The sequence below is a fragment of the Enterobacter sp. HNDS-6 genome (genome assembly GCF_039850505.1).
GTDB classification, from domain to species: Bacteria; Pseudomonadota; Gammaproteobacteria; order Enterobacterales; family Enterobacteriaceae; genus Enterobacter; species Enterobacter kobei.
On sequence record NZ_CP156673.1, the window covers coordinates 276,897 to 295,591 of the forward strand.

Annotated in this window: 15 protein-coding genes and 1 tRNA gene; 4 read left to right on the forward strand and 12 right to left on the reverse strand. The window is 53.1% G+C overall.

Going from position 1 to position 18,695, the window contains the following annotated elements:
* Positions 1–32 precede the first annotated feature (32 nt).
* The 8 genes from ABFI50_RS01290 to nac all read right to left on the reverse strand — a co-directional run bounded on the left by ABFI50_RS01290 (position 33) and on the right by nac (position 7,800).
* Positions 33–716, reverse strand: coding sequence for a hypothetical protein (locus ABFI50_RS01290; RefSeq protein WP_014884440.1), 684 nt, complete (start codon positions 714–716; stop codon positions 33–35).
* A 9-nt stretch (positions 717–725) separates the two neighbouring features.
* A complete protein-coding gene (locus ABFI50_RS01295; protein WP_347485179.1) occupies positions 726–2,171 on the reverse strand; it encodes a class I adenylate-forming enzyme family protein in 1,446 nt (481 codons plus the stop codon).
* Between the two features lie 2 nt (positions 2,172–2,173).
* Positions 2,174–2,437 carry an acyl carrier protein gene (locus ABFI50_RS01300; RefSeq protein ID WP_014884442.1) on the reverse strand — a complete coding sequence of 88 codons (264 nt, stop codon included), beginning with the start codon at positions 2,435–2,437 and terminating at the stop codon, positions 2,174–2,176.
* Positions 2,438–2,441: 4 nt separating this feature from the next.
* A complete protein-coding gene (locus ABFI50_RS01305; protein ID WP_347485180.1) occupies positions 2,442–3,692 on the reverse strand; it encodes a cation:proton antiporter in 1,251 nt (416 codons plus the stop codon).
* A gap of 48 nt (positions 3,693–3,740) precedes the next feature.
* Positions 3,741–4,931 carry an MFS transporter gene (locus tag ABFI50_RS01310; protein WP_347485181.1) on the reverse strand — a complete coding sequence of 397 codons (1,191 nt, stop codon included), beginning with the start codon at positions 4,929–4,931 and terminating at the stop codon, positions 3,741–3,743.
* A complete protein-coding gene (locus ABFI50_RS01315; protein ID WP_032629102.1) occupies positions 4,924–5,328 on the reverse strand; it encodes a Rid family hydrolase in 405 nt (134 codons plus the stop codon). Before ABFI50_RS01315 ends, ABFI50_RS01310 begins: the two co-directional genes overlap by 8 nt.
* A gap of 507 nt (positions 5,329–5,835) precedes the next feature.
* Positions 5,836–6,786: an HTH-type transcriptional regulator Cbl gene (cbl, locus tag ABFI50_RS01320; RefSeq protein WP_023330849.1), complete on the reverse strand. Its 951-nt coding sequence runs from the start codon at positions 6,784–6,786 to the stop codon at positions 5,836–5,838.
* Between the two features lie 96 nt (positions 6,787–6,882).
* Complete coding sequence (gene nac / locus ABFI50_RS01325; protein ID WP_014884446.1) at positions 6,883–7,800, reverse strand: nitrogen assimilation transcriptional regulator NAC; 918 nt, start codon at positions 7,798–7,800, stop codon at positions 6,883–6,885.
* Positions 7,801–8,120: 320 nt separating this feature from the next.
* On the opposite strand from nac, the gene ABFI50_RS01330 reads away from it, so the two are divergent.
* Positions 8,121–8,196, forward strand: a tRNA-Asn gene (locus ABFI50_RS01330).
* 144 nt (positions 8,197–8,340) lie between these two features.
* On the opposite strand, the gene ldtA is transcribed toward ABFI50_RS01330, so the two are convergent.
* The 3 genes from ldtA to ABFI50_RS01345 are packed head-to-tail and all read right to left on the reverse strand — an operon-like array spanning position 8,341 to position 12,471.
* On the reverse strand, positions 8,341–9,237 hold the full coding sequence (gene ldtA, locus ABFI50_RS01335) for a L,D-transpeptidase (protein ID WP_179121047.1): 897 nt from the start codon (positions 9,235–9,237) through the stop codon (positions 8,341–8,343).
* A 58-nt stretch (positions 9,238–9,295) separates the two neighbouring features.
* Positions 9,296–11,992, reverse strand: a complete 2,697-nt coding sequence (locus ABFI50_RS01340) for a cation-transporting P-type ATPase (RefSeq protein WP_063943674.1) — start codon at positions 11,990–11,992, stop codon at positions 9,296–9,298.
* A gap of 47 nt (positions 11,993–12,039) precedes the next feature.
* A complete protein-coding gene (locus ABFI50_RS01345) occupies positions 12,040–12,471 on the reverse strand; it encodes a universal stress protein (RefSeq protein ID WP_063943676.1) in 432 nt (143 codons plus the stop codon).
* Between the two features lie 394 nt (positions 12,472–12,865).
* Here ABFI50_RS01345 and ABFI50_RS01350 point away from each other — a divergent pair, with 394 nt between their 5' ends.
* Genes ABFI50_RS01350 through ABFI50_RS01360 form a run of 3 tightly spaced genes read left to right on the forward strand, consistent with a single transcriptional unit; the run spans position 12,866 to position 17,975 of the window.
* Positions 12,866–13,951: an efflux RND transporter periplasmic adaptor subunit gene (locus ABFI50_RS01350; RefSeq protein ID WP_047028203.1), complete on the forward strand. Its 1,086-nt coding sequence runs from the start codon at positions 12,866–12,868 to the stop codon at positions 13,949–13,951.
* Positions 13,951–17,013, forward strand: a complete 3,063-nt coding sequence (locus ABFI50_RS01355; protein WP_214600053.1) for an efflux RND transporter permease subunit — start codon at positions 13,951–13,953, stop codon at positions 17,011–17,013. Before ABFI50_RS01350 ends, ABFI50_RS01355 begins: the two co-directional genes overlap by 1 nt.
* A complete protein-coding gene (locus tag ABFI50_RS01360; protein WP_014884453.1) occupies positions 17,010–17,975 on the forward strand; it encodes an acyltransferase family protein in 966 nt (321 codons plus the stop codon). The genes ABFI50_RS01355 and ABFI50_RS01360 overlap by 4 nt, the downstream gene beginning before the upstream one ends.
* On the opposite strand, the gene pagP is transcribed toward ABFI50_RS01360, so the two are convergent.
* Positions 17,972–18,547 carry a lipid IV(A) palmitoyltransferase PagP gene (gene pagP, locus ABFI50_RS01365; RefSeq protein ID WP_347485184.1) on the reverse strand — a complete coding sequence of 192 codons (576 nt, stop codon included), beginning with the start codon at positions 18,545–18,547 and terminating at the stop codon, positions 17,972–17,974. The two genes, ABFI50_RS01360 and pagP, sit on opposite strands and share 4 nt — an antisense overlap.
* Positions 18,548–18,695 lie beyond the last annotated feature (148 nt).

Below are 18,695 nucleotides of genomic sequence, written 5' to 3' on the forward strand. Positions count from 1 at the left end.
CGGTAAGCTGGTTAAAGTGAATTAACGATATATCAGTGGAACGCGCGCAAAAATTCGTTTGAAGGTTTATCTTCAAGCGGAGAAGGAGAAAAATTATCTTTAATCTCGCCTGCCGTTAATTCTATCTTTCGTTGATAAGGTTCTTTTTGTAGCCAGCGTGGACTTTCAATAAAATCAAATGCGATGTCTGTCGCATCAAATCCTTCGAGCTCGGCAGGCTTAACCACTTTCCTTCTTTTACGGTCCAGAACCTGTGCATAAGCAGAAATATCAAAATATCGAATGCGATCATCTTCCACTACTGCATTAATACAATGCCAGGGGCGGGGCAAATAAAGATAATTCACAAAAATATTCCGAAGAGAATACACTGGCTTGTTGATTATCTGGCTATACAGTATTGCCGAGACATCGGCCATTTCCGAACAGAAGCAGGGCAAGCGCTGTGTTTGACCCAGCATTTCACGAAGATAATCCTGAGGTGTCAGGTTACGTATGACCTCGTCGCGAAAATGCTCGTAACGTGAAATATAATAATCCCAATGCTCCTCAGGAAATTTGAGGCGAACGATGTCTGCCGGCCATGTTTCAAACACATCTGATTCCTGAAGGACATGGCACATTGTTTTTGGAACTTCACGTAGAATATCATCAAGGCTCGCCAGGTGATATTTTTCAATGACTGCCCGTGCCAGTTCCCGAAGTTCATCATTCATAACATCACCTTACTTATATTGTGTTAAAGAGGCCGCGCCACAATAAACAAAGTTTATATTACGTGGCCGTTCGTGGCGTTTGAGCTTTTTCAGCAGGCTGGCACTGTGCTGCTGGCAATTGGTTTCATTGATCACTGATTCATCGCAGGTCAAAACAATATCGAATCCCGCAATTTGATCCCCTTCATTGACAATTTGGGTCTTGCAGGTCATCACCCCTTTAATTTCCCGGCACAGCTGCTTAACGGCGCCGATATTGACTTTCTCATCCCTGATAACGATAAAATCACTGATTCTGCCTTTGAAAAACAGGAACCCATCAGCGTCCTGGAAGAAGATGTCTCCGGTGCGAAGCCAGCGTTTGCCATCAAGCTCAATGAACGTTTGTCGGTTACCGCGCCCAATGCGCTTGACGAGCAACGTATCAGAACTAATTAGCAACTCCCCCTGCCCGTCCTGGCCGTCTGCACCGGGCAGGATACGAACGTCCGTCTGGTCAATAGGACGTCCGGCTGACGCATAATATCCTCTCCCCAGCAGATGAGCCGGGCATGTCGACACCCGCGGTCCGGCCTCACTGATGCCATAAGTCAGATATAACTCAAGCCATGGCTGTCGGAGTAAAAAGGCTTCCACCTCATTCGGCGCAGCCAAATCGCCCCCAATCGTCAGTTTGTTTAACCCCGGCGGAAGCGTTGTTTCCCAGGCGTTCAACTGTCGCAGCAATACGGGCGTGAGCGAACTGAGGGTCACGCCGTATCGCTGTAAATCATCCAGATAATGGGGTACAGAAAACGGAGGTCCACTGATAACAATTTCGCAGCCCGTCTCCAGGGCAGCAATCATCTGGGCAACCAGCGCGGTGGAATAGCACATCGGCAAACTGATCAATACCCTGTCGCTGGCGCTCATGCCGATACTTTTGGCATGACGCAGCGCGTTACGCCGCAGCGAATCAAAATGATGGACACAGCCGCTGCTGAACGACGACGACGTGCCGGACGTGGCTATCACGACCTGCCCCGGCTGTGTCTGTACGGGTCCGCCATCACGGCATTTTCCCACCTGCCAGCGCCCGAGGGGTTCAGCTGCGCTTACGCCCAGCTCCTGCCATCGTCCTGGCTGAACCGGCGTACGCACCAGCGCCCCCGCCGCAAAGTCCTCATGCATCTGCAGGATGCGTTCTGCTGGCGTGAGCGGCGGGATCAGCGCAGGCACAAAGCCACTGTTGAGGACAGCAAAGAACATATACATCAAGTCCGGGCAGTTCGGCATCGCTATCAGCACCACCCGACCGGGTTCCAGACTCTGCCGCTGCCAGTAATCGACATAGTATTGATAACTCTCTCCTTCAGTGCCGCTGGTCCCCACCGCAGACGTTGCCTGCACCGGAGAAAATAAACCGGCAGGCTCATAGGGAACAAATGCGGCACATTCTTCTGCTCGCGTTAACATTCTCAGGCTCCAAGCTTATTCATAATGAAACGCGAAAGGGTTTGGCACGAATAAAAATTCGCGGGCGAAAACTCTTTATCTTCAACTTTAATATTAAACTCTTCCTCACACTGGAAGCGTAATTCTACAAATCCAATAGAATCCATTCCTACCATTGAGGCGAGACCGGTCTCGTCAGCAATATCTTCGCGCTCGACATCCAGACCAATACGTTCAGCGATGATTTCTTTAATACGATCGACAATTACAGGCATATCCAGTTTCATAATTTTACCCTTTAATGTTTTCAAGTGTTTTATTTACTACAGCGGAAGATGATTCTTTATTTAACCAACGTAATATTGGCGGTGTGGTTGCCGTTACCACGAGCGCCACGATGACCATAATGGAGTAGACGCGTTGTGAAATAAGATGCAATTCGAGCCCGATAGACAGCACAACCAGCTCCATCAGACCACGCGTATTCATGAGCGCGCCAATCATGGAGGCTTCACGAAGGGAATATCCTGAAATACGCGCCCCGAGCAGAGCACCACTGAATTTGGTTATAAATGCCAGTAAGGTGAACCCAATTATCCAGGCAATGTCCTGCGTTGCCATGCTGAAGTCGAAATGCGTTTTCAGACCGGCGCTGACAAACAACACGGGAAGTAAAAGATAGTGCATGAAACCGTTCATACTCGCATGCCATTGCTTCGCTAACCCGGGGATCCGCGCGAACATGCTGCCCGCCAGCAAGGCACCGAAACCACTGTGCAGGTGAAGATACTCCGCTCCCCACGCGCTGACCAAAATCCAAAAAATGATTGCCGGAAATCTCATCTCCGGCCTGTGCGCATACCGTATAAGCAGGGGGACCACGACTTTGCCGGTCACCAACCCATAAAGTACCAGGGCTGCCGTCACGACCGCCAAATACGACCACAGCGAATCAGATTTTCCTTCAACCGCGGCAAATACGCTGTCCAAAGCCAAAATCCCCCAGCCTGTCACATCGGTAAGAATGGCAGCGGTAATGACGGGAGGAATGATGGCCAGGTGAAGCATTTTTAAATCTTCAATGATTCGCACAATGACCGGCAGAGCGGATACCGCCAGCGCCGTTCCCATAAAGATATTAAATAAAAGACGATCGGTTTGTGGCGCCAGTTCGGCATGTACCGAATTTCCCGCTAACATGCCACCGATAAACGGCAGCAGCATGCCCAGGAACGCTATTTTCAATGCAGCGATAGTCTGCTTTCGATGGCCATGATTATGACCATGAAAATGCGACAACCCAATATCGAACATGAGCAGAATCATGCCCAGATTCGCCAGCTTATCTATGGTGGTCAGCGACTCCTGGCTAAATAAAGACGTTTGAAATGAGAACAGAGACATTATCCCGGGAAAGAAAGTCGGTCCCAATAAAACGCCTGCAGCAATATGGCCAATAACCTGTGTTTGACCTATTTGCTCCATAAGTTTGCCGACGACATAGCAGGCAAAAACAATGACCGAAAGCTGAATAATAAACATGGGTATCCCCGCCAATGCTAGCGTTGAGTTTATTGATATTAAAAGTGTTTAGTTCGAAACGTGGGCGACGCTGTTCTCGTTAAAATACCCCATCGCGGTGGTTATCATCGCTATCATCACCATAACGAGGCTCAGCAAACAGATGCCCTGCCAGTCCCACCTTTCATAAACCCACGGACCGGTAACGGATCCGGCTGCGCCCAATGCATAATAAAAGAACATATAAAGCGCATAGATGCTGCTTCTTTTATCCGGATGTAATCCGAGAACACGCGTCTGGTTAGCCACCTGCGCGGCAAAACACCCTAAATCGAATAATATAATGCCCAGCGTAATTCCCGGTAAGGACGCAGGAAAAAGAAATAGTATGGCTATTCCCGCAACCACAAATACCATTCCGCCAAAAATCACGCTGCGACACCCGAAGCGGTCAGCCAGTTTCCCCGCATAGTTCGCCAGTACAAGACCGACGATACCCGCCAGGCCAAATAATCCGGCTGTTCCCGCTGGCAGATGGAGTGGCGGTCTTTGCAGATGAAGCATGATGGTCACCCATAACAGGCTAAAGACGAAAAACCATGCCCCTCCGGTGACGGCAGATTCAATAAGCCGCACGTTACGCAGCAAGCCCGGCAATTGCACCATGACGCTCAGATACCCCGTCTCCCTTGCGGGTTTAACATCAGGCAGGCATCTGATGGCCAGTAGCGCCATGGAGGCCATAACGGCTGCGACGATGGCCAGCATCCCTCGCCAGCCAAGCGCATCGGCCAGACTGCCGCCCACGAGCCTCGCGAGCAAAATTCCTGCCGAAATGCCCATGGTGATCAGTCCGACCGTAGCGCCTTTTGGCGTAATGTGAAATCCAAGCGCATTCAGTTGCACTGCGCTTGTCGCCATGGCGCCTGTCACTATTCCCGCGCTAAAAAGGAGCAACGGCTGACGGGTCAGGGAAGCGGCGAAGAGCGCAAGTGAGAGGAGAATAAACTGAGAAATAATCAGTTTCTTACGGTTAACGCTGTCTCCAAGCGGAACAAGAAACAGTATTCCCAGCATATAACCTATTTGCATGCTCGCCGCAATGAAGCCGGTATAAAACAGAGGCAACTGCAAAGATGCCGCGATAGCGGGCAATACGGGCTGAAGAATATAGTTATTTGCCATAGCCGTACCCGCCGCGATGCTGGCGAACCAGATAAATAACGGCGAAACCGGATTTTCTTGCGCGATATCACTCATTAATCGCCCCCTGTCTTTTTTTTGCCACAATATCAATTGCTACTTTCATTTTTTTCTCGGGAAACGGTAAGACATGCAATAACGTAAATGCAGGTCGGGAATCACGGAAATAGTGCCCATGGATACGCGCTACCTGCTGCCATTCTTCAATTTCAGTCAGATACAGCCTGCTTTGTATTACATCGTCTATTGCATAACCACTGGATTCAAGTATCCCCTTGATCTTATTCAGAACGCATTCCGTTTGCAGTGAGATGTCATCAGATTCAATCTCACCACAAGAATTAAGAGGTCCCGTTTTCGAAATATATAGCCAACCGTCTGCTTCTACCGCTCGCGAGAAACCGAAAGCCTCCTCCCAGCTGCTGCCAGAAGTAATAAGTCTTTTTGATTCCACAATGTCATGCCTTTCATCACAGGGTGAAACAAACATATTACAACCCAATCAAATTTGTCCAGAAAAAATAACAAAAAAATTGACCTGAAATTTAGCAGGTAATTAAGTAAGCATTTCCTGGATAAGCTGTAAGCACAGCTAACCAATCAATATCTAAATTAATAAAATTAAATGATAAATAAGGCAGAAAATTTCCCACAGATAACGGCAATTAAATGTGCTGAGTATTAAAATAATGACTCTTTTATTTAACCGCGAGTTTTTACCGCACGCAGATATTACCCTCACCTAAAAGAATCATATTTCGTTATTTATTTTTATATGTAACTCAATGGAAAATATGAGAAATATTTAAATATAAGACAACCTTATGACGTTACAAAGTATCGTTGTTAATCAGGGTATTCTTAAGAATAAGCGGTCAGGAAATTAAACGGTTTCAATAAAAAAGCCTGCTTTAATTGCAGGCTTGTGCTTCTTGTCGACGGAGACGGCGCTATAAAGGGCTTAAATCTGATAATCAATCGCCACTTCTTCTGGCTCCATCACCTGACGTTTAATCTCATCAACGGACAGCCCGGCGTTGCAAAGTTCGATAAAACGCCACACATAGTTGCGCTGCAGCTGTCCACGCTTCAGGCCGAGCCATACGGTATTGGCATCAAACAGATGACGTGTATCAAGACGCACCAGATCTCCCCCCTCGCGTTCGCCACTGGACTGTTCTGCCACCAGACCTATGCCCAGCCCGAGCTCGACGTAGGTTTTGATTACATCAGAGTCCTGTGCGCTCAGCACCACGTCCGGCGTGAGCCCTTTGCGGTTGAAGGCTTCATCAATGCGCGAGCGTCCGGTAATGCCCTGGCGATAGGTAATCAGCGGCCATTTGGCAATGTCTTCCAGCGTCAAGGGCGAAACCTGATTCAACGGATGATCGGCGGGGAGCAACAAACTGTGATACCAGCGGAACCAGGGAAAAGCCACCAGCAGCGGGTCGTTGCTCAGGCGTTCACTGGCAATGCCGATATCTGCCCCACCGTTTTGCAGCAGCACTTCAATTTCCTGCGGCGTCCCCTGGATAAGCTCCAGGCGGACGTCGGGAAAGAGTTCGCGAAAGGCTTTAATCACCGGCGGCAGGCTATAACGCGCCTGGGTGTGGGTGGTAGCGATAGTGAGAACGCCCGAGGCGTCATTCGTGAAGAGATCCGCCAGGCGGCGCACATTGCTGGCTTCGTTGAGGATCCGCTCCGCAATGGTCAGCAAGGCTTTGCCCGGCTCCGTCATGCCAAGCAGACGTTTGCCGCGACGGATAAAAATCTCTATCCCCAGTTCTTCTTCCAGCTCGCGGATATGGCGACTGACGCCGGACTGAGAGGTATAAAGCATATTGGCGACCTCGGTCAGGTTGTAATCCCGCCTGGCCGCCTCACGGATAATTTTAAGTTGCTGGAAATTCACGATTCACTCCGGCGCATCTGACATAACGCTATTGTTAGAGTCAGCCGCACTGCAGAACAAATAATAAAAACCCGCAACTTATGCTTTTATGGAATATCAGCTCACGAGCTGGAGTTCACGGTTCTCAAGCGATGGCTTGCTGACCAGCGACATCAAAATCTCTTTTACCGCCTGCGCCTGTGGCGTCAGCGAGCCGCGTGCGGACATGTTGAGCGACAGCGGCAGGCTCATCGAAGGCGTGGTGATCCGTGCCATCCAGCCATTTGCCGCACTGCAGAGCGAGCGCGCTGCGGATTCTGGCAACACGGTGACGCCCATTCCGCTGGCAATGGCCGCGGTCAGCGTGGAGAGTGAGTCGATCTCGCCGATGATTTTGGCCGTCAGGCGACGCAGGGAGAATGCTTCATCCACGCGCACACGCACGGCGCTGTAATCACGCGGCAGATAGAGGTTCATTTCTGCCACGGCGGTAAGATCGACGCTCTGCCCCGGACAGTCGCGGGTGCCCACGAGGTAGAGATCTTCTTTCAGCAGCGGCTGGCTGGTGATCCCGGCGACCGGAGAACGATCGTAAAGGACCGCCATATCCAGCTGTCCATTGAGCAGTTTGTCATTGAGTACCGAACCGCTGTTCTCGTGCAGATAGACCAGCACTTCCGGCAGCTCAGCACGAACGGCCTGCAGCAGCGGCATGGTGATAGAAGACGCCGCAGTGCCCGGCGCAAGACCAATGGAAACGTGCCCGCTGAGGGTCTGGCCGACGTTGTTGACCGCCAGTTGCGCCTGTTCGCACTGGCGCAGAATAGTGCGGGCATGGGTATAAAGAATTTTTCCGGCTTCCGTTGGCGTGACGCCGCGTTTGGTACGAATCAATAATTGCTGATCCATCTCGCCTTCCAGAGTAGCCACCTGCTGGCTCAGCGCAGGCTGCGCGATATGCAGCACTTCTGCCGCTTGAGTCAGGCTGCCGATATCGACGATTTTTACGAAGTATTTCAGTCGTCTTAAGTTCATTTTGCCCCCTGTTCGAAATGCTTTGCCGGTACTGGCTATCGTTGTTGAACAGGTTTTGCAATATGAATGCCACTTTTACCGGGCGGTCTGAATTCCTCGCTAAGCGCCTGAAAATAAGGAAACCTAATCATGGAGGGGGGTTTTATTACTGAAACAGCAGTTTATGATCTGCCCCATTAGAGGTATATACGCACCAAAGCGGTGCATTACGCTGTCAAAAACATCACATTGCCGATTTTGTCAGCAAACGATCAAAAGGCGTTGATCCACCCTTTGACAAGCGCGGCTGACGTCGATAATATGCGCCCCGTTCACACGATTCCTCTGTAGTTCAGTCGGTAGAACGGCGGACTGTTAATCCGTATGTCACTGGTTCGAGTCCAGTCAGAGGAGCCAAATTTGAAAAGCCTGCTTTTAAGCAGGCTTTTTGCTTTTCTGCATCTGGTAAAATTGTCGGGTGGCGGCTTCGCCTTACCCGACCTACAAAAACCCCGAATCGTAGGCCGGGTAAGGCGAAGCCGCCACCCGGCGAAAATCACCTCACATACCGATCTTAACCGGCAACCCCGACCGACGTTCCAGCTCCGCTCCCGCGCCCTCGTTAATCAACTGCGTCCGCTGCGCGGCCGAAATGGGCAGAGGCACTTTCCGGGTTGACTCGAATTCCGCCCGATTGCGTGATAGCGGTTCGTGAACCTCCACCCACCGGCTACCGTCCGGCTCTGTCGTCACTTTAACGGGGCGATCGATAATCTGCACACGGGTGCCCACGGGAACATTATCGAAAAGATATTTGATATCGGCGTTACGCAGACGAATACATCCCTGGCTAACCCGTAGCCCGATACCGAAATTCGAGTTGGTGCCGTGAATCGCATACAGCCTGCCGATATATATCGCATACAGGCCCATCGGGTTATCCGGCCCGGCGGGCACGAAGGCCGGAAGCGTTTTCCCCTCTGCCGCATAGGCACGACGCGTATTCGGCGTCGGAGACCAGGTGGGGCCTTCCTGCTTACGCTCAACGGCCGTTACCCAGTTTCGCGGAGTTTCACGCCCGGCCTGACCGATGCCGATGGGCAATACGTCAACGGTATGACTGCCCGGTGGATAATAGTAGAGACGCATTTCCGCCACGTTAACGACAATCCCCTCGCGGACGGTGTCGGGCAAAATCAGTTGCTGGGGGATCACCAGCCGGGTGCCGGACGTAGGCAGAAAAGGATCCACGCCCGGGTTTGCTTCAAGCATATTGCTTAGGCCCTGTCCGTGCTGCGCGGCGAAAGCCTCCAGAGGCAGCGTGTTGCCCTGCGGAACGGTGACGATAATCGGCGTTCCCACCAGACGACTGCCTTCCGGCGGTAGGGTATAGGTTACGGCAAACGCACCGGGAACAGCGGCACACAGCGTAAGGACGAACCAGATAAATCGAATCATAGTTTCCTGCGCTCAAAAAAGAGAAAGCCCGATCTCCGTCAGGCTTTCTCAGCATATACTATCTCACCTCGGTTTTGCGCCACCTGCGTGTCAGCACCTTTTCCGCCTCGACAATCAGGAACATCACAAAACCAATCAGGAAGGTAATGACCCAGTAGCGGAACGGCAGCGCTTCGGTGCCAAACAGCATCTGCATGAACGGCGCGTAAATAATAAGAAGTTGTAGCGCCAGCAGTACGCCGCTCACGATCCAAATCCCTTTATTCTCCAGCAGGCCTTTGCTCAGTGAGAAGCCGTCATTAACGCGGCAGTTAAGCATGTAGAACCACTGCGCGGTCACCAGGGTTTGCAACAGCACGGTGCGGATAAATTCCGCCGAGTAACCGCGCGGCTGTAGCCAGGCTTCCAGCACGAAGGCGCTGATGGCAATCATCAGGCCGACAAACACTACGCGCCAGATGGCATAGCCGTCCATCACATGCAAATTCGCCTTGCGCGGCGGCCGGTTCATGATGTCCTTCTCACCCGCTTCAAACGCCAGGCCAAACGACAGCGTTGCCGATGTTGCCATGTTCATCCACAGGATCAGAACCGGCGTCAGCGGGATGAGGTTCCCCGCCAGCAGCGCAATGATGATCAGCAGGGCCTGGGCGATGTTGCTGGGGATAACGAACAGGATGGTCTTTTTCAGGTTATCGTAAACCCGACGACCCTCGTGCACCGCGCTGGCAATGGTGGCAAAGTTGTCATCCGTTAACACCATGTCCGCGGCTTCCTTGGTGACTTCAGTCCCCTTAATCCCCATGGCGATCCCCACATCCGCCCGCTTGAGCGCCGGAGCGTCATTCACGCCATCCCCGGTCATCCCTACCACTTCCTGTTTACTTTGCAGGGCCTGCACGAGGCGGAATTTATCCTCCGGGCTGGTGCGGGCGAAAATATCGTACTGTTGCGCGGCGTCGCTCAGCTGACGATCGTCCATCGCCTCCAGCTCACGTCCGGTAATAGCGCTTGCGGCGTTACCAATCCCCAACATTTGCCCAATGCTCATCGCCGTTTGCGGGTGGTCGCCGGTGATCATTTTCACGCGGATCCCGGCCTGCAGGCAGTCGGCAATCGCGGTAATGGCCTCCGGACGCGGGGGATCCATCATCCCGGCGATACCGAGCAGAATAATGCCATCCTGCAGGTCAGGGTGATCCAGCTCACGCTGTCCCTCGCGGGCGGGTTTCCAGGCCGCAGCCACCATGCGCAGCCCCTCGCGGGCATACTCTTCAATCTTCCCTTCCCAGTATGGCTGATCGAACGGCTGCAGTCCGTCATTCGTCTGCTGGTACTGGCAGAGACGGAACAGGACGTCCGGCGCGCCGGTGAGTAAAATCACCTCTTCTTCGCCCAGACGGTACAGCGTGGACATGTATTTATACTGCGAATCAAACGGGATTTTACTGCGCATTTCGGTATCCAGCGCGGGAAGCGGGATTTTCGCCGCCAGCACCTTCAGCGCGCCTTCGGTCGGGCCGCCGGTTATTTTCCACAGTCCCTGTTCGTCTTTGATCAGCTGACTGTCGTTACAGAGGTCGATGGTCCGCAGGTAGCGTTCCAGCACGGAACCCTGCGTCACGCTGACGGGCGTCGGATCATCTACGGGGTGAATATTGCCGACCGGCTCGTAGCTTTCTCCCTCCACGCGATAGATCGTATCAGCGGTAATCACCGCCTTGACCGTCATTTCGTTCATGGTCAGGGTGCCGGTTTTATCCGAGCAGATGACCGTCATTGCGCCCAGGGTTTCCACCGTAGGCAACTTACGAATGATGGCCTTACGGCGCGCCATGGCCTGCACGCCAAGCGAAAGGATAATGGAGATGATGGCGGGCAGGCCTTCCGGCACGGCAGCAACGGCTAAGCTGATAAGCGACAGCACCAGTTCAGAAACGGGCATATCCCGGAACAGAAGGCTAAAAACAAACAGCGCCACCATCATCACCAGAATGGTAATGAAGATGGTTTTTCCAAGCTTATCCATCTGCACCATCAGCGGCGTGCGGTGCTTTTCAATGTCGGACATCATCTGATTGATGTGGCCCAGCTCGGTCTCGCCCCCGGTCGCCACCACCACGCCTTTACCGCCGCCAGAGCTGACGGTTGTCCCTGAATAGAGCAAATTGTAGCGATCGCCCAGAGGCAGTTCCCCGCTTAACGCATCGCTGTTTTTCTCAACAACGGTGGATTCACCGGTGAGGATGGCCTCCTCCACGCGAAGGTTATGCGCTTCAATCACGCGCAGGTCCGCAGGGATGCGATCCCCGGCGCGGATCACCACGATATCACCCGGTACCAACGCCGTGGTGGGGATTGTTTCATGATTCCCCTGTCTTACCACCACGGCTTCGCTGGAGAGCATATTACGAATACTCTGCAACGATTTTTCAGCATTGCTCTCCTGAATATGGCCAATCAGCGCGTTGACGATCGCAACCCCAAGGATCACCAGCATGTCTACCCAGTGGCCCATAAAGAGCTTAAGCAACGCGGCCACCAGCAGAACGTAAATCAACACATCGTTAAAATGTGCCAGGAAGCGCAGCCAGGCAGGCTTGCCCTCTTTTTGCGGTAACGCATTCTCTCCATGCTGCTGAAGTCGGACGGATGCCTCAGTGCCGCTAAGCCCTTCCAGGGTGGAGTGAATATTCGACAGGGTTTCGTCAACGGTTTGTTGATAATACGGACGGTCAGGTTTTCCTGTTTTCATCGTTCCTTCCTCAGGTTCTATTCAGAAATCACCTTGCTTTCATGTAATTAACGAATAACGAAAACAGGAACATGGGCGTAACGAACAATACTTGCCGCCTCTGAGCCTAACAAATGGGTTTGAATATTGGGGTTTCGAGAGCCGACAATAATCGCGCCGACGGCAAGTTCATCCGCCAGCTTAATCACCTCATCACGAACATTCCCGCTCCGGACATGGAGGTGAACGCGTTCTTCTGGCAAATTCAATTTTTTGATCAGGTCAGACAGTTTTTCCTTCGAATTATTAATCATATATTCATCCATCTTACGCGCATCTGAAATAAAACCACGCGTCAGTTCGGCTGAAAATTTTGGCATAACGTGCAGCAAATGAATGTCACCCGATGCGCTTTGCGCCAGAAAATGGGCATGCTGCAACGCTTTATCCGCCAGGCTTGTCTCGTAGACATCCACCGGAACGAGAATGTTTTTGTACATATCGAGCATCCTTTTTATAACCAACACGAGAGTGAGAGAAGCAAAAAGCGCATTAAATGCAGGGGGTTGCCCTTAATGCCAGTTACGGTAAAAAGAGATGATTGATATTAAACGTAGCACATGAATATCAGGTTTAGCGCCACCCACTGATAATGGTTATTTAACATTTATCTTTTCGCCGACTATGCTCATAGTCAGCCACCGCTTCCGGCTCATGGAGGAATTTATGTATGGTTTAAGCCTGCTCCGCCTCGGTCTGTTTATTGCGCTTGCCATTATCGCCAGTACGGCGATTGGTTTATTTACCTATATGGTCGTCACTGTTCTGGCAGAATAGTGTCACCCCTGCCCAGGTTATGGAATAAATAAAACAGTTATTTATTAGGGGAATACAGTGAACCGCTACCTCTCTCTTTTACCATTCGTTTTGTTAATGCTCACGGCATGTGACCCGAAACCTAAGCAAGCTCCCCCTCTGCCCAGAATGGTAAAAGTGGCGGAGGTGACGGTCCCCGGTCACGCCCAGCAGCGCGTTTTTCCCGCACGCATTGAATCGGGTGATGCCACAGACCTTTCCTTCAAGCGCGCAGGTCAAATTGAGGCACTCGATATACGTCAGGGTGCAGCCATCAAGCAGGGTCAACAGCTTGCGAGATTAAATGCCCGTGAAGCCCAGCAGCGGGTTAACGACAGACAAACAGCGGCGACGCTGGCCCAGCGGCAGTTCGATCGCTTTCAGACGCTGGCGGGCCGCCAGGCTATCTCTAAAGCAGAGATGGACGTACAGCGCGCGAACCGTGATTCGGCGAATGCGGCGCTAAAGATTGCCCGTGAAGAGCTCAATCAGATGACGCTCGTCGCCCCCTTCAGCGGAACGGTGGCCAGCGTGCATGTCCGAAACCATCAGGTGGTGTCTGCGGGTCAGCCTGTTGTGACTTTAACCCGCACAGACCTGCTGGATGTGGTGTTTAGTATTCCTGAGAACCTGTTCAGGACCTTTGATATTCGTAACGCGCAGTATCGCCCCGTGGTGAGAATTAACGCCTTCCCGGATCGGGAGTTTACCGCCGTCTATAAAGAGCACTCGGGTAGCAGCGATAGCAACACCCTGACCTGGCAGGTGATCCTCACCATGCCGCGCCCGGATGATTTTCCCGCCGTGGGAGGCGTCAGCGGTACGGTGACAATCAATTTAACCAATCTCCCGGCAGGTGCGGGCGCTGAGGCACTGGTCGTCCCGGTGGAGGCGGTCTTTAACCCAAACAACAGCCCGCGCAATGAGCCGCACGTCTGGGTCGTCGTGAGAGAAGGCGACGCGCTCCATCTTGAAGACCGCAAGGTCAGCGTGGGGCAAGTCACCACTGAGGGCGTTGTCATTACGCATGGGCTCAAGGCGGGCGAACGCGTGGTGGCTGCAGGCGTGGGTGAGCTTCATGCTAACCAGCCGGTGCGTATCTGGACGCGTGAACGGGGACTATAATGGATATCTCTCGCCAGTTTATTAATAACCCCATTCGCGTCTGGCTAACGATCCTGCTGCTCGGCGTGGGGGGCATTTTCGCCCTGCTGAACATTGGCAGACTGGAAGATCCGGCCTTTACCATCAAAACGGCCGTGGTCATTACCCACTATCCTGGGGCCTCTGCTCAGCAGGTGGAAGAGGAGGTCACGCTGCCCCTCGAGAATGCCCTTCAGCAGCTGCCCTATCTGGACAATGTCAGCTCTATCTCATCAAACGGCTTGTCGCAAATCACCGTGAACATTGCCTCGCGCTATCATTCGAACGAACTGCCGCAGATTTGGGACGAACTGCGCCGTCGCGTGGGCGATGCCGCGCGCCAGTTCCCACCCGGCGTCGTGACGCCCTTTGTAAATGATGATTTTGGCGATGTCTTCGGCTTTTTCTTCGCGATTTCCGGGGATGAATTCAGCAATCCTGAACTGGTGAGGTATGCCGAGCAGCTGCGTCGTGAACTGATTCTGGTCCCCGGCGTCGGTAAAGTTGCCATCGGCGGGGCCATCAGCCAGCAGGTCAACATCGATATTTCCCTGACCAAAATGGCCGCGCGCGGCATCACGCTGAACCAGCTTTCCGCCCTGCTCGGCAGGCTGAACGTGGTATCCAGCGCCGGAGAAATCACCTCGGGAACGGAATCTATTCGCCTGCATCCAACCGGTGAGTTTGAAAATCTGGATGAACTGGCCGATCTCATCATCACCCCTCCCGGCACCGGGGCAGCGACGCGTCTACGGGATATCGCCACGCTGTCGCGCGGGCTGAACGAATCGCCCGCCAGTATCTACCATGCTAACGGCAGAAAAGCCGTCACGATGGGCGTCTCGTTTATTCCCGGCGTGAACGTGATCGACGTGGGCCACGCGCTGGAGGCGAAGCTAAACCAGATGTCAGCGGAAAAACCGGCGGGGATACACATCGACCTGTTCTACGATCAGGCCGCCGAAGTGGGCCACTCTGTTAACGGTTTTATCATTAACTTTCTGATGGCGCTGGCGATTGTCATCGGCGTGCTGCTGATCTTTATGGGCGTACGCAGCGGGATTATCATCGCGTTTTCCCTCGCGCTTAACGTGCTGGGCACGCTGCTGATCATGTATCTGTGGGGCATTGAGCTGCAGCGTATCTCGCTCGGCGCGCTGATCATCGCCCTCAGCATGCTGGTGGATAACGCCATCGTGATAGTTGAAGGGGTACTGATTGCGCGTCAGCAGGGCTCGCCACTATTGACCGCCATTAGCTACATCATCCGTCGCTCCGCCCTGCCGCTGCTGGGGGCAACGGTGATCGCCATCCTGGCTTTTGCGCCTATCGGGCTGTCGCAGGATTCTACCGGGGAATATTGTAAATCCCTGTTCCAGGTGCTGCTGATTTCCCTGATGCTGAGCTGGTTCTCTGCGCTTACCATCACGCCGGTGCTGATTAAGTGGTGGTTGTTTAAAAACGACGGCGCAGCTGTGAAACCCGACGAGTCAAATCCTTATGACAAACGCCTCTACCGACTTTATCAGCGTCTCCTGAACGCGCTGCTGTTCCAGAAAACGCCGACACTCATCGTGATGGCTGCGCTGCTGGTCGCGTCAGTCTGGGGTTTTGGCGCCGTGCGGCAAAACTTTTTCCCCTCGTCTAATACGCCGATTTTCTTTGTCGACCTGTGGTTACCGTATGGCACCGATATCAAATGGACCGAGAAGATGACCAGTGATATCGAAAAAACCATCAACGGCCAGCCCGGCGTGGAAACCACCGTTTCAACCATCGGTCAGGGCAGCATGCGGTTTATTCTGACCTACAGCGGACAGCGGCAGTACAGCAACTACGCGCAGATCATGGTGCGCATGGATGACCAGCGCAACATCTCCGCATTGACGCGTCACGTCGATGAGTACATTGCGCGAAACTATCCGCAGGTTAACGCCAGCACCAAACGCGTGATGTTTGGCCCCTCCGGGGACAGCGCCATTGAGGTGCGCATCAAGGGTCCCGATCCTGACAGGCTGCGCCTGATTGCCAGCCAGGTGGACGATATTCTGGCGCGCGACCCGGCGACAAGCAGCGTGAGAAACGACTGGCAAAACCGCAGCAAGGTGATCCGTCCGCAGTACGTCGCCGCGCTTGGACGCGAGCTTGGCGTGGACAAGCAGGACGTCGACAACGCGCTGGAGATGAATTTTTCCGGCAGCCGGGCAGGATTATATCGGGAAGGCAGCGACCTGCTCCCTGTCGTGGTGCGCCCGCCGGAGAGCGAACGGCTGGACGCCAATCACCTGAACAACGTGCTGGTCTGGAGCCAGACGCGGCAGCAGTATATCCCGCTAAGTAACGTTGTTAGCCGTTTCTCGCTGGAGTGGGAAGATCCGCTTATTCTGCGCCGCGACCGCTCGCGGGTGCTGACGGTTATGACCGACCCCGATCCCCTCAGCCAGCAAACCTCCGGCGATATTCTCGCCCGGGTGAAGCCGCACATTGACGCCCTCCCTCTGCCCCACGGCTACAGCATCGAGTGGGGAGGCGATGCAGAAAACTCCAGCGAAGCCCAGCAGGGGCTCTTCACCACGCTGCCGATCGGATTCCTGGTCATGTTTGTTATCACAGTGTTGATGTTCAGCTCGGTGAAAAACGCCGTCGCCATCTGGCTGACCGTGCCGCTGGCGCTGATTGGCGTTACGCCGGGATTCTTAATTACCGGGATCCCGTTCGGCTTTATGGCGCTGATTGGTCTCCTGAGCCTGAGCGGAATGCTCATTCGCAACGGCATCGTGTTGGTGGAAGAGATCGAGCAGCAGAAGGCGCATAAAGGTCAGCACGAGGCGATCGTTTACGCCGCCACCTCGCGCCTGCGGCCTATCCTGCTTACCGCATTTACGACCGTACTGGGCCTGGCGCCGCTGCTGCTGGATGTTTTCTTCCAGAGCATGGCCGTTGTGATTATGTTTGGACTGGGGTTTGCGACTATCCTGACGCTGCTGGTTCTTCCTGTAATATATGCATGTTTCCATCGTAAGGACGAAGCCAGACAACAATGAATGCGACAGGACTGAACATTATCAAGACGCTGGGCTGTATGACGGCGGTTACCTTCTTCACCATCTACAACACCTGGGATCGTTATGATTATGACTATCACTGGATCCTGGGGTTTTTAACCTTTATCTCGACGATTGCCACACCGTTGTTTTTTGTGGTGTCAGGCTATCTCGACGGACAGTCCCGGCACGGCAGCCACTGGCAGCTGGGCAAAATTAAAAGCCTGGTGACCGTCTTTCTTTTCTGGATAACGATCTACTACCTGTGGGAGCCGTATCAGCGCGGGTATTTAATCCAGCCGTGGTTCGTGTTTGCGTTTGTCGTGATTTACGCCTTCCACCCTGCGGTGGAATGGCTCAGCCAGCGGCGAGCGTTGTTCTGCACCGCGATTGCTGCACTGCTGGTCTTTTCTTACGGATACGACCTATTATCGGCGCTTTATCCTGACGCGCACGTCCTCTCTCTGTCACCGCAGTATCGGCTGTGGACATGGCTGCTGTTTTATCTGACGGGGCAACTCTTCTGCGACCCCAAAATAGCCGAGTGGATAAGCCGCAAATCGGTGGTTCGGGCAGCGGTTATTGCCATCCCGTTCATCTACCTCTTTACCTGGTTTTACGAGCGCCACTTCTTTTTTGCCCTGTTTAAGGCCGACAGGAACGCTTTTATCCTCACCGGCTCTCAAATTTACATTCTGATCGTCGCGCTGGTGATTGCGGCGAACGGCGTACGCTTTCGCCGCAATGCTGAACTGAAGGAGTCCATCCTGGCCGCCATCAGCAAAACGATGACCGGCGTGTACATTGTGCACTACTCGGTATTTCATCTGCTGACGGCGCTGATACCGGTGACGTCTCTCGGCATGAAGCTGACGCTGATTGTGCTCACGTTCGTCAGCTCAGTTCTCTTCTCCATGCTGGTACTGTCTAACGCTGTGGCAAAAAAGGTGATCACCCTTTAAAAGCCTAAGCGCAGCCAGGCAAAAAGCACGTTCCCGTTGTTATAGGTTCCGGGAATATAGGTGAACTGAACGGTAACGCGCTTATAGCTGGCCGAGAACAGCGGGAAGATGAACGGTAGCGGTACATAGTTTGCAAAATCATCTCGCGCCGTGATCCCCACCGCGGCGCCGAGCCCAAGCCGGAAATCGTTGGCGTCATCCAGATACCAGCCCTTCTCCCAGCCATAGCCCATTGCGGGCTGCCATTCGTTGTGCGAGTCTTTGAACATCATTGCGAAAAGCGCGCTCCAGTTGCCCTCTTCGTTATAGCGGGAGACGCCCAGGCCACCGCCCCACGGCATTTCATTGTAATTGTCGGTTTTTTCTTTGTCGTACATAAAGCGGGCATGCCAGCTCAAAAATGGCAGGTACAGATCGTAACGTTGAGGCTGCTCCCAGGTTTGCGAAATATCATCCGTCAGCGCATTCCACCAGCCGCTGATGCGCTGTTCACCGTAGACGTTGGGCTCCGCGTGAAGCGGTGCGACGAATAAAAACAGGATCATCCAGATTGCCGAAAAGGTGCGTTGCATCGTGATTCCCTCAGCTTAACTCACGCAGCGGTCACTATTACTGTAAACCATTCAGCAGATAACCGCGTCAAGCAGACATAATTATATCGCTGAAGGTGTTGATGAAATTTCTTTATTCAGCGCCATCCGGAAAGATAAAAACGTTTTC